The organism is Thermostilla marina, assembly GCF_054657455.1.
The window spans coordinates 2,578,457-2,591,424 of record NZ_BAAHYR010000001.1 but is presented as its reverse complement, the minus strand read 5'-3'; the positions used below and the strand labels follow the sequence as shown (position 1 = coordinate 2,591,424).

At 59.1% G+C, this 12,968-nt stretch carries 5 protein-coding genes; 1 reads left to right on the top strand and 4 read right to left on the bottom strand.

The features are described 5' to 3' along the window. Positions 1-61 precede the first annotated feature (61 nt). From ACYQ2I_RS09485 to ACYQ2I_RS09470, 4 genes are all read right to left on the bottom strand, one after another. Positions 62-1,441 carry a sulfatase family protein gene (locus tag ACYQ2I_RS09485; RefSeq protein ID WP_460166771.1) on the bottom strand — a complete coding sequence of 460 codons (1,380 nt, stop codon included), beginning with the start codon at positions 1,439-1,441 and terminating at the stop codon, positions 62-64. Between the two features lie 62 nt (positions 1,442-1,503). Beyond that, complete coding sequence (locus ACYQ2I_RS09480; protein ID WP_460166770.1) at positions 1,504-2,784, bottom strand: FG-GAP repeat domain-containing protein; 1,281 nt, start codon at positions 2,782-2,784, stop codon at positions 1,504-1,506. A 34-nt stretch (positions 2,785-2,818) separates the two neighbouring features. Beyond that, positions 2,819-4,258: a Gfo/Idh/MocA family protein gene (locus ACYQ2I_RS09475; RefSeq protein ID WP_460166769.1), complete on the bottom strand. Its 1,440-nt coding sequence runs from the start codon at positions 4,256-4,258 to the stop codon at positions 2,819-2,821. A gap of 197 nt (positions 4,259-4,455) precedes the next feature. Further along, positions 4,456-7,950, bottom strand: coding sequence for a CRTAC1 family protein (locus ACYQ2I_RS09470; RefSeq protein WP_460166768.1), 3,495 nt, complete (start codon positions 7,948-7,950; stop codon positions 4,456-4,458). 324 nt (positions 7,951-8,274) lie between these two features. On the opposite strand from ACYQ2I_RS09470, the gene ACYQ2I_RS09465 reads away from it, so the two are divergent. Further along, positions 8,275-12,744 (top strand): hypothetical protein, encoded by a 4,470-nt coding sequence (locus tag ACYQ2I_RS09465; RefSeq protein WP_460166767.1) that lies wholly within the window; start codon positions 8,275-8,277, stop codon positions 12,742-12,744. The last annotated feature ends 224 nt before the right edge of the window (positions 12,745-12,968 follow it).

Here is a 12,968-nt window from a genome sequence, read left to right as displayed (position 1 = left end):
ATTCCGTCGAGCGCCGTCGGTCCATATCGATGCCGTTTAGTCCGCAGCGGTCGTCGGCCGATTATTTCTCCGCCGGTTGCGCTCGCCAAGGCGGGCGGACTTCGGCCTTCAATTTCGCATCGTACTTTTCGGCGACTTCGGTCAACCGGGCCACCACGTCCGGATGCTGATCCGCTACGTTCGTCGTTTCGCCGATGTCGGCGCGCAGATCATACAATTCCAATTCCTTCTTGAAATGCAGCTTCCATTTGCCCAGCCGAATCGCCTCGAGTCGGCTGTTCTTGTAGTAGTAATAACCGACCTCGTCGTGCGGCGACGGTGCATTGGGGTCGTCCAGCAAAGCGGAGATATCCATACCGTCGATCGGACGATTCGGATCCAACGACACCCCGACGATCTTTGCGATCGTCGGCAGCAGGTCGATCGTTCCCGCCACCCGGCTGCAAACCTGGCCGGGTTTGATGCGAGCCGGCCACCACATGACCGTCGGTTCGCGCATTCCGCCTTCGTACGTCGTCCCCTTGCCGTCCCGCAGCGGCAGCGCGCTTCCGGCGTGGTGCTTCTTACTCAACCACGGCCCGTTATCGCTGGTGTACACGAAGAACGTGTTCTCGGCGATGCCTTCTTCCTTCAAGGTTTCGATGATCTGACCAACGGCCCAATCGACGTGAGCAATCGTCAACTTGTACGCCTTGTGGGGATCGGGATCGTATCGATCGTCGGAAACGAACAACGGCACATGAGGATACGTGCTGGCGAAATACAGGAAGAACGGGCGGTCCTTGTTACTTCGAATGAACCGTAACGCCTCTTCGACGTAACGGTTCGTAAGCGTCGTTTGATTCACCGGGGATTCGATGATCTTGGTATCGCGGTAAAGTTCGTTGTTGTAGATATCCCACTTTTTGAGTCGCCAAATCTTGTCCAAGTCCTCCGGATCGTTTCCCCAACCCTTTTGCCGGGCCATGTCGTTGCTGTACGGAATGCCGAAGTAATGGTCGAACCCCTGGCCCGTGGGCAACGTCTCGGGGGAATCGCCTACATGCCATTTGCCGATGCACATGGAACGATAGCCGGCTTGCTTGACGACTTCAGCGATCGTAACCTCGTCGGGGTTCAAAGCGACCCTCGAATGCGGTCCCAATACGCCCGGCATACTGAGGCGAGGTTGATAGCACCCCGTCAGCAACGCCGCCCGCGACGCCGAACACACGCAATACGCCGAATAGAAATCGGTAAACCGCATCCCCTCGGCCGCCAACCGATCGATGTTGGGAGTTTCCAGTGTCGGCGATCCGAAGCATCCGAGATCCTGGTAACCTTGATCGTCGGCAAAGAAGATGATGATGTTCGGTTGGGACGATGGCGCCTTTTCGGCAGCCGAAATGGTCCCGCAGAACAACACCCCCAAACACGCCAAGAAATACGTCAACACTCTCATCGATACGTCTCCTGTAAGGGCCCTGAACGTAACGGTCGCACGGCCCCCGCTGTCGTTGTATTCTAATTCGCGTCGGCAGGATTCTCGTACCAGACGACGCCCAAGCCCATATCTTCACGGTCGGTGTTCCAGATGTGCCGCTCTTCGGTCGTCAGAACATCGAGGTCGCCGTCGCCGTCGAGATCGACCGTCTCGATACGATCGAACTTGATGCCGTCGGGACCGCTGATGTCGTGCATCGTCCATCGCGAATCGCGCCGATCCAGGTAGACGACACCGGACGCCGGTGGAACAGCGTGTTCACACGTAAAGACGATTTCCCGTATGCCGTCGCCGTCCAAGTCCGCCGCCCGCACCGCCTTCGCATCGCCGATCCTGAATTCCCGATTCGTCAAATCGATCGTTTCGCGACACGTCCACGCGTCACGGACGTTTTTCCCGGAAACGTACCACAGCACTTCCCGCGGCTTCACGGCGGCCAGTACGTCCGGACGACCGTCGGCGTCCGAATCCCGAACGTCGATGAACATCACTTCCCGCCCGTTCGCCCCAATGCGATGACGTGGCCATCGCTCCAGAAATGCCTTTTCACCACCGCCGGGATGTTCCAACCAGTAGACGCCCGAAGTATGTTCCGGCGATCCTTCGTAAGGCTTCCGGTCGGAGTACACGATGTCGTCGTCGCCGTCGTCGTCCACGTCGTACACGATCAGGCTCATCACCCACCCGACTCGTGTTTGTTCGATGAACCGCCACGCATCCAAATTGCGGCCGGTCGAATTCGGCGGCACCAGGAACCCCAAGGCCGCGCCGTTCGGCCCGCCGTTCTTCCCAGCCACGACCAACACGTTTCGTCCTTGCGCGAGAACGATCGGCACACCGAACATCCACATCGTCCCGTCGCGCGGAACCGAAAAAGCATCCCGCTCCCATGCCTGGGAATCCAGCATTCGCGATTTCGGCGGTGCCCAGTGGACGAATACTTGCCGCGTCGGACCTTCGCAACAGGTGACGACGTCCGGACGTCCGTCGGCATCGACATCGGCGAAAAACGCGTCTTCCACATGAGGTGTACGGCCCACCACGACCGACGGCCACGGCTGCCAGACCTTGCCCGCGGGCGGGCAAGCAAAAAGCCGCGTCACGGCCTCTTCCTCAAACCCGGTCGCCACATCGAGCCGTCCATCGCCGTCGACATCCCCCAGCCGAACCCCGTCGGCCCCACGGCCGCCTTCTCCGATCGCATGACGCCGCCACGGTTCGGCCCGCGCCGTGAACGATACCCAAAGCGCAGCCCCCGTCAGCAGACAACCCAAGATTGCTTTCAATCGCTTGAATCCCACGGATGTCCTCGAAAACGATTCGCAACCGAAATGATCACACATCCTCCGGCACCACAAACGGCGGCCGCACCTTGGTCCGTCGCAACAATCGATTCGCAGCTTCAGCGTGTGGCCCGACGAATACCGCCTGCTTATCGTCCCAGGTGAGCAGCGGCCCGATGGAGGCTTGCAGGCGATCGGCGTCGAATCCGAGTCGTTCAAGATGCTCCAACATGCGATCACAGGTCTCGCGAAAATCGGCATCGACCCCTGCTGCCTTCCGAATGTCGACGGTTCCCGCTTGCCGTCCGATCCGATGTGAGATATTTCCTTGCAAGGCGAGGCCACACGAAAAATGGGCGGTGCGCATCGGGCAATTCGCCGATGACGGTCGGTCTGCCATAACGGCCTCGATGAAGTTGCGGGGATTTTGGTCGGTCTCTTTTTCTTCGGCCGATTCGACGATCTTGCCCTTCGAATCCAGTACCGTGTACCCGTTCGTGCCCTGAATCGTTGCCTCGTCGCACTCAATCACGAAACCGGCCGACAATCCCCGATACTTGCCGCAATCGCGACCGCCGGGCTCTGCCGGCAGATTACGCACCTCGATCACCAACGGTGCCGGTCGATAGTCGAAAAAGGCGACCTGGGTGTTGGGTGTTTCACCGGCGTCGTTCCACAGATACCGCCCGCCGATGCTCACGACGCGAGGCGCAAGGCCCTCTTGCTGCAACGTCCATCGCGCCAAATCGAGCATGTGCGATCCGTTATTGCCCAGCTCGCCGTTTCCCGTCTCCCACATCCAGTGCCAGTCGTAATGAAAGGCGTTGCGATACAATGGGACCATCTGGGCCGGTCCCGACCACAGGTTGTAATCGACCTCCTCAGGGATCGGCAGCGGTGTGTCTCGCCGCCCGATCGATTCACGAAAACGATAAATGACCACGTGGGCCCGACGAACGTTGCCGAATTCCTTCTGAGCGATCCTCTCCATAATACGTCGGATCGTTCGGAAGGAACGCCGGTGCGTCCCACCCTGAACGACCTTCCCATACTTTGCAGCCGCTTCGACCATGCGATGCGACTCCCACAAGTCATGGGCGACGGGCTTCTCGACGTACACGTGCTTCCCCGCCTGAAGGCCCCAAATCGTCGCCAAGGCGTGCCAGTGATTCGGGGTACTGAGCACAATCGCATCGACGTCGTCGGCATCGATCACACGTCGAATATCGCGAACAGCGCGGATCGACGAAGTGCCCGTCTTATCTTTTGCCAACGCCAGTTTTTCGGCCAACCGAGACGTGTCGGGATCACACACGGCGACTATCTCGGCTTGCTCGATACCGGCAAACTGCGGGATGAGCTGTCCGCCGCGCCAACCGCAACCGCACACCGCCACACGAACACGGCGTGACGGCGTCTGCGCCCACGACTTCGACATCACGACGGGGGCTGCCGCCAACGCTCCCAGGAAACGACGCCGTTGCCATCGCATGACACACCTCATTGCCCAAACTCGATACCGAACCGAACGCCGCCAACCGCCCGGCAGTCGGCCGACCGGACCACGGACCACAATCGCCCGTCTAACAGACTACGATCACTGCAAGCCGTTTTCCAGCGATTTTGGGCCACGATTTCCATCGAATGGAGCCATCACTTCATAAGAACGGTGACATCCGTCTCGTCCATTCATCGAGTCGGCTCGACGATCCGGGTATTGTATGTTTCGCGGTAACGCCGGTGAGCCGGAGTATCAGGGTAATGCTCGTCGGGCCCGTAGGGATAAGCGGTCATCGCGTGGAAGGGCAGGGGGGCGACCGTTTCGCCGCATGCGGTGTAGGGATCCATATCCTTACAAAACGAATCGGTCTTCAATATCCATGATCGCTCAAACCCGTCCGATCGTTCTGGGAAATCATCGGCGCAAAACTCAAGCGTCACCTCATCACCGGGCCCCATGATCACGTACATGTCGTCCGGTCGTTCGAGCAAGTCGCGCACGTCACCGTATCGCGTATAGCGGCCCGGCATCTTTTTGAAGGGGACGGTCAAATCGTAATTGGCATAATCCAACAAGTTCGGCATCTTTCCGTCGGGAGAATACTCACGAGGATAGCCGCGGTAGTGCAAGTCGGCCCGTACACACGAAACTTCGAAGATTCGATCCGCCGGAACGAGGGAAGCGGCGGCGAAATAGATTTCGTCCCAATACAATTCCATGTTCGTTTCGAGGCGGAACGTTCTGTCTCCCGATTCGACAAGATCGGTGATGTCCCATGCCATCGTGTGATTGATTCCTGCCGGATATCCTCCCTCGACGATCAAGTCGATCCAACGCCCACCGCGCCAGACGGCCAGCGTCGGGGCCCGTATCCGTTTTCCCGCCTGGAACGAACCGTAATTCGTTTGGGAATAGCCGTACTCGACCCAACCGGAAGCCACCAAGATGACGCGATCCGCGTCCGGCATCTTCTTCTGCGCGTCGGCACGTATCTGTCCGATCGGTCTTGGTACGGTCAACTCGACGAAGTGCGGCTCGGCATAGCCGAGGAAATGCGGATCGAGCGTACTTGGACCGGCATATCGGCGATCGGTTGCCGACAGTTCCAGAGTCACATTGTTTCCGCGGTGATCGCGTGCCTTCGCGTGGACCGGATCGGCGACCTGAAACACCTCAAACGGCGGCGGAGCAAGATTCACCGCCATCATTTCGTGGGGAACGACTCGTGTCCCTACAGGATGGTCGACCGCCAGCAATTTCGCCTCATCGAAGTAAACGATCTCTTCCAGCGGCTCCAACACGTTGAGAACGTAGCGGCCGTCTCGCGGCTTCAGTCGTGGCACCGGTACATATTCCGTCGGATCGGGAAACGCATACTCGCCCGGCGCTACGAGGTACCCCAGACCACCCATTCCGCCGAAGTCGGCGACGAAGGCAAATTGTTCCCCGTTCCAGGCGAACAAGTGCGGACAGGAAGACGTTTTCCGCGGCACCTCAGTGATCTTGCGGATTCCGTTACCCGGCACGCCCAACTCGGCCTGCAACACCGAATCGGGCCATATGATTCGCAACCAGTCGATCTCGGACGCGTTGCCCAGGCCGCAATGCACCCGCAGAGGAGGCATGGCCGTCGCCCCCGACGGGCTTCCCACATCGAACATCTGCGATCGCATCCCGGTCTTGACTTCGACGCGTGCCCCGATTGCCGAGCCGTTCGACCGCGCCTTTTGATCGCGGCTTCGCGTCCCGGCCAAGTCGAGTTCGACCCAATTCCCACCGGCCGTCGCGTTCCAAAGGAACATCGGTCGATCCCCGGGCGGCAACAAGAGGACGTCACATCGACCGTCGCCGTTGAAGTCGGCCGCCACCAGCGGAGCCGCTCCCGCAGCCTTGATCTGAGGGAACAGGAATCCCGCATCGATTCGCGATGCGTCGACAAAGTCGCCCTTGCCGTCTCGATTCACCAGCAAGACCGGGCCCCGTGAGCCGTCCGCTCGAAAAGCGTCACCGATCAGAAAGTCGACGTCGCCGTCATTGTCGATGTCGGTGAACTGTCCTCCCGTGCCGCCCAAGGAACCAAAGCGCGCCGAAAAACGCTCATCCAACGCGAAACGGCGTTGGCCGATATTTCGGAAAAGACGCACTTTCCCCCCGGAAAACACGGCGACATCTGCGAGACCGTCACCGTCGTAATCGCATACCGTACCCGAAACGGCTCCCGGTATCGTCATCCCCGTGTAGGCCGCATCGAAAAAGCGAAAGGCGCCCGCCCGATCGTTCGCCCACAAGCGCGGGCTGCCCGAAGTACTGAAGAAGAGCAAGTCGATGTCTCGGTCGCTGTCCCAGTCGTTCCACAACACGGCAGTGATGGGATCCTGCGGCAAATCGATGCCGAGCCGCGAGGCCGTTTCGGTAAACGTTCCATCGCGATTGTTGTTCAGCAGAGAATTGGCGGCCGGCATTCCGTCGGACGTGAATCGTGCCGCGAACAAGTCCACATCGCCGTCGCTATCGACGTCGATCAGTCGCGCACAGGAGGTGAATAAATCTTGCGCCGCCGACATCCTCGACAGCGGCGCCTCTTGAAATCCTCCGTTGCCGTCGCCCAAAAAGAGTCGATCGCCGCCGGCACGTCCAACAAAAAGATCCACATCACCGTCGTTGTCGACGTCGGCGATCACCGGAGCGACACCGTGATCGGTCAGAACCTCGCCGGGCGCAAAACGCCCGCTACCGTCGTTCACCCATAGCTGGGTCGCTCCGTCGGATCCCGCACCACACAAGACAAGATCGAGATCGTCGTCGCCATCGAGGTCGGCGACGGCGACGCCCGCCATCTTGACCGCAATCTTTTCCCACTGCCATGTCTCGCAAACGACCGGCAACTGGGTCGTTTCCGGAGAAAAGACGACGCGATACGGTAACGAAACGTCACTCGGCTTCAGCGGTAAGGCGTCGGCATCCAACGCCGTGTAGTATTTCCCCACCGTACCGTAGATTTTGCGGACGGTAAAACTTCCTCCGGCCAATTCTTCGGCGTTCAGCTTCTTGAAACGCTCGAACAACTTCAATGCTTCGTCACGACGTCGTTCGCGTTGGTAAAGCATCGCCAAACGATAAACCGCCGAGGTGCACCCCGGATCGAGCGATACAGCTTTCTCGAACCATGTGCGCGCTTCGTCGTTTTTTCCGACCGAGGCAAGTGCTTCGGCATATTTGAATGCTGCATGAGGATCTTCCGGATCGGCCTGAGCGACCTTTTCAAAACACCGAATCGCGTTTTCGTGATCACCGACGTGTTCATAGTACATTCCCAGGCCGAACCAGGCATGCAGGTTCGCCGGATCGAGATCCAAGACGTTTTGGAATTCCGCGGCAGCTCGCGCAAGCGATTCCTTCGCTCCCTGCTGTTCTTGCGTATTCAGCAACGCAAGCGCCAAGTTGTAGCGTGCTGCGATCCAGTCCGGGGCTGCTTCCAGCACTTTTTCGAATTCTGCGACCGCGTCGGCGTAGCGGTACTGTTCGAGCAACGCGCACCCTCGATTGAAGTGCTTTACCGACTGATAAATCGTCGACGGCGTCTCCGACCGTGCCGGTTCTTGGCCCGACAACGCCCCGCCCCAGACCACGTGCCCTACCATCCAGCCGACAGCGATGCACCCGACCGCGATCCTGCGTAGCATGTTCCCCCAGCCCTCATCGAACGGCGATTTCATCGATCTATCCCAATCTCAAAACATTTTTCGCGTTGCGTTCACTGCATTTCATTGTGGAAGCCGATCGGCCGTACAACAAGCTTTCGGCAGGTTCGGCATTGCTAACCAGAGAACCGTTTCGGAAAATGACGGACAACACCCGTCTCGCGCACACGTCGATTCATTCGTCTCGCTTGGCCCTTACGAAGGTAGGCTCTTCGAATCATGTCGATCATCGAATCGGAATGCTCACGTAGCTTGCGCACACGCGAATCCTGCGTGTCGGGCCGGGCCCTCCGCAGGAGGGCGTTCTTGCTTTATCCGCAGGCGATAGCAATATGCGTCGTCTTCGCAGCGATTGCGATTCAGCCTTGCTCCGCCGAATCGACAGCCGCTTCGAACGCTTCGAAACGTCCCTACGAACTCGTTTGGGCAAACCGCACGACAGACACTCGTCCCCCACTGATCGATTTCGAAACCTGCAACGACTGGAAAGTAACAACCAGCGATGCCGAGGCACAATGGTCGCGATCCGACGAACAACCGATTTGGGAACGGTTCGTCGGGAAGTTGGTGTACCGGGGGACGGGCAATCAGCCCTCGATCACCGTGTCGCCGCCCGAACCGATTTCCTTTGCGGGGCCGGTCGATGCCGTCAACCTGTGGGTGTACGGCAATAATTGGGCATGGAATCCTGATCCGACGACGCCGCCCGTGTCGCTTCGGCTGTTGCTGGAAGATTCCGACGGCAAAGGACTGGAAATCGACCTCGGCACGGTGCATTGGAAGGAATGGTGGTTAGTTCATCGCCGACTCGATGAAGCAACACAATCCCGTCTGACACGCGGCGGAAGCGTCGTCGGCTTACGAATTTCCGGAGGGCGCAATCGAGCTGAGCGAACGTTGTACTTCGACAATCTTGCCATCTATCGAGAGAAGCTCGGCCCTCTGCAATTCGAGCAGCGACCAAAACGCGGAATCGATCCATTCCCCGGTCAATCGCCGGGCCTGAACACCGGGCCGGGGCGTCTGCCGTTTCCGACACGGGAATGGACGCTTCTCCCCGACAACGAAGCGGCGACCTTCAAAAACCACGCCGAAGCGAACAAGGGAGACACATCACCCGAGTGGACGTTCCGTCATGTCGGCTCCGACGGCACTCTCGTTTACACGTATCGGCCCGCATCGGGAACGCTGGGCGACATCACCGCCAGGTGGAACGACGGTGATCCGATCCGTCCGATGGTCGACGGTGGCGTGTACGTTGCCGCAGCCGACGGAGCGCCTACATTGCCCGACAATCCGCACCTGGTCGATACCACGTTCGACGGCACCGTGCTTGCTGCAACGTGGAAAGCCGTGGTCGACAAAACGGAACTCCGCTGGACGTATCACATTCAAATCCGGCAAAAGACGTTGATCGTCGACGTGGCCGCTCCCGGTGGCTACGTTCGAGAAGTCCGATTCGGGCGGTGGCACGGTAACGCTGCTTGCCAAATTGTAACGTTGCCATATCTGACTTGCGATGAACAGCGTCCCGCCGTCGTCATCGAGCAATGCGATGAAGGGCCTTTGTTCGGGTTCGGCATTGTCGATTACTATCGCTCGAACGCATCGGAACTGTTTGCCATCAACGACACCCAGGAAGACGGAACGACCTACAATGGCGGCGTGCGTTACCTGCCGAAAACCGACGGCAACCGCAACGACTGCTACGAGCGACTGTTCCTGACCATTTCACCGAAATTCGAGGAGGTACTCCCCAACGTACCCAATCCGAAATCGCCGTGGAAACAAGTAACCGGCAGTGTTGTTTGGCGATCGCACGGGGCGGGAGATCGCATGCAAGATTGGCAATTTTGGCGCCGCATCGTTCGCTACGGAATGCGGCACCTGTTGGTGACGGACCATGAGACCGGCTGGCGCGACGGCGGCGAAAGTTTCACCTTGCGAACACAGGCCGCGCCGGGCAAAGGCGGCGACGAAGGCCAACGCTGGTACGCAGACAACATCCGCGCCTTGGGTATTCGATACGGCCTATACAACAACTACACCGATTTCGCGCCCGTCAATGCTTTTTGGAATGAAGATCACGTCACACGCCTCCCCACCGGCGAATGGCGAACGGCCTGGCCCCGTTGCTACAACCTGAAGCCCTCGCGGGCGGTCGAGCTCGAGGCCCGACTGGCTCCGATCATCCAAGAGAAGTTCCATCTCAATACCGGGTATTGCGACGTGCACACGGCCGTTCGACCGTGGCAATACTGCGATTACGACGCACGGGTTCCCGGTGCGGGAACGTTCGCGGCAACGTACTACGCTTACGGGGAACTGCTGCTTCACCAGAAAGAAGTGTGGAACGGCCCGGTCTACAGCGAGGGTAACAATCACTGGTATTACTGCGGCCTGGCCGACGGTAATTACGGCCAAGACCAACTTGCCAGGCTCGATGTGAATCCTTGGCTGGTGGATTTCGATCTTCGCAAGCTGCATCCCCTATGTTGCAATTTCGGCATGGGCAACCTGGGAATGTTCTTCGGCAAAGGAAAAGGCCTAGGTCAATCGCCGGAAGAGCGACAGGCTCGGCTCGACCGGTTTTTGGCCGCCACGTTGGCCTTTGGACATACCGGCTTTCTAGTCACCGAGGGCGGCATTCCCACCGCGGCGCAAAGCTACTACGCCATCCAGCAGCCGGCGACCCACTATGCTACCGCCGAGGTAACTTCAATACGCTACCATGACGGACACGGAAACCTGCTCGATTCCAGCGAAGCTGTTGCCTCCGGCGCCTACACACGCTCGCAACTGGTCGTCCGGTACGACAACGGCCTGATCGTCCGCGTCAACGGGCATCCCACCGAGTCGTGGACGATCGACAAAGCGGTACTGCCGCCGAACGGGTGGTTCATCTCGTACGATCCCGAGGTGCGCCAAGAAGCCGTCGAAAAGGACGACGAAAACATGATTCGGCGTACTTCGTTGATCGCATGGAGTGCCGTTCACGAAGGCCATCGAACCGATTACGTCGATTCACCGGAGTACCTTTACGCGAATGCCCGCGGGAAATATACCCGCTTTCCCAAACTCGCGACCGACGGCCAACTCGCGGTTGTCTATCTGCCCGACGACCGCGTGGAAGTCATCCCCATCGCCGACTGTTCCGAAATCGCGATCTGGTTGGAGGGAAAAGACGCGATCGTCAGCGCCGTGGACGAGGCGGGAAACATCCTGGGCCAAACGTCGACTCGATTCAGCCGAGGGCTGGTTCACATCGACCCGTTCCCCGGCGCCTTCAGCTATCTCGCGGCTCCCGAGCCGCCGGTCGGCACGCCCTTGCGATGCCGCGATTACGACGTCGTCCCCGGGCAAGTCGTTACGGTGACCGGCGAGAAGGAACACACCTTGCGACTTCCGCGAAACGTCGAACCGGGGGCACCGCGTTGGATGATCGTGGAACAACACTGGCTGGACTTTCGTGTTCGACCGATCGTGGAAGCGACACCCGTGCTTGACGATGATCGCGTCGTGTTGCATGTGCGTTCCAATCTTCCACAAGAAACGGATGCCGTAGCCGAAATCAACGGTGAGGAGTTTGCCGTCCGTCTTGCCCCCGATGAAACGAGCGAACTAGCCGTTCCACTGGCCCCTCGGAATCTTCCGACCCGTCTTCCGCTGGACTTCACGTTGCACACCGAGCAGGCCGACTACACTCGACGGTGGAGCATCGTAACCGAATATCGTCGGGAGCGTCTTCCTTTTCCTGAAATCTGGCAAACGTGCGGCGAATGTGTCCGCAGCCGCGTCCCCACCGCCTTGGACGCCGCTTCGGGGGCCGTCGTGGCAAAACGGGACGTGTCGTGCGGGCAGGTGATGCGTCCGGCGTTTTTCATGCATCCCCCGTACAAGCAAGGCGTCGGTTTCGTGTATGCCGACTTCGGTCCGATCGAGCTTCCCGGCGGGTATTCGATGCGTTTTCGATCCGAAATCGGCAAAGGCGACGGGAGCGATCCGGGAGACGGCATCTTGTTTCAGCTTTACGCGGCTGAATCAACAAGCGACGGCAAACCGCTCGGTGATTTCGAAATCATCGGCGAGCAATTGCAAACCGACCATACGTGGTCGCGCTTCGAGGTCGACCTTGACCGTCTGAGAGGTAAACGCGTGCTCCTTCGGCTCGCGGCGGACGTTGGTCCGAGCGACGATTCCACCGGTGATTGGGCGGCATGGACCGATCTGCATTTGGAATCGAGTTCTCCGGTCTTGATCCGTCGGATTGCTGCCCAGGATGATCGACCGGCTCAAGTTCCCGGGCCGCACGGTGTGTCTGAAGAGCGATTACGCGAAGTTCTCATCTCACCGGCTAAGGAAATCACAAAGGCGGTCCTCCACTTCCAAGCGATCGGGATAGAGGGAACACCGGCTTACCCGCTTTTGCTCACCATCAACGATCAACCCTCCGGCACGTTGCCCTCGGTTCACGGCGATGAAACAGTGGGGCGTTGGGACGACGGAGCCTTGGAGCTGCCTCCTGAGGTCGTCGCTACGCTCCGTTCCTGGAACACGGTCGAGCTTTCGAATCCCGCGGGCGATTGCTACAAGATTCGGAACGTCTGGATCGAGTGCGAAACATCTGCCGGGCAGATTTCTTCGTGGATCACACGCACCGTGAAATCACAACCACCGTCATGGCGATACGCTGCCGGGGAACTTGTAGGCGAGGGCCTGCCGATACGCTATGACATTCTGTTTGCACCTTTTCCGTCCCCGACGCGGGCAGATTGATCCGATCACCCGCGGCATTATTTCAACCATCGACGGGCGTATGTCTGCGGCCCCGGCGTTCCCGCATGCCGAGCGGAAGCGACCGCCCCCACCTAGAAAAAATTGCCCCGGCTCGGGATACTGATAGTTTCACGATGGCGTCGAGGCTTTCCACAGTTAGGCAGCGATTTTGCAAACTGTGACACGACTTTGTGACGGACTTTCGGCAATTTTGCCGCGCTGTC

What these genes read in the sequence shown, in the direction of transcription:
- ACYQ2I_RS09485 (WP_460166771.1), bottom strand. Translation starts at nt 1,441, where the DNA reads ATGAGAGTGTTGACGTATTTCTTGGCGTGTTTGGGGGTGTTGTTCTGC.
- ACYQ2I_RS09475 (WP_460166769.1), bottom strand. Translation starts at nt 4,258, where the DNA reads ATGCGATGGCAACGGCGTCGTTTCCTGGGAGCGTTGGCGGCAGCCCCC.
- ACYQ2I_RS09470 (WP_460166768.1), bottom strand. Translation starts at nt 7,950, where the DNA reads ATGCTACGCAGGATCGCGGTCGGGTGCATCGCTGTCGGCTGGATGGTA.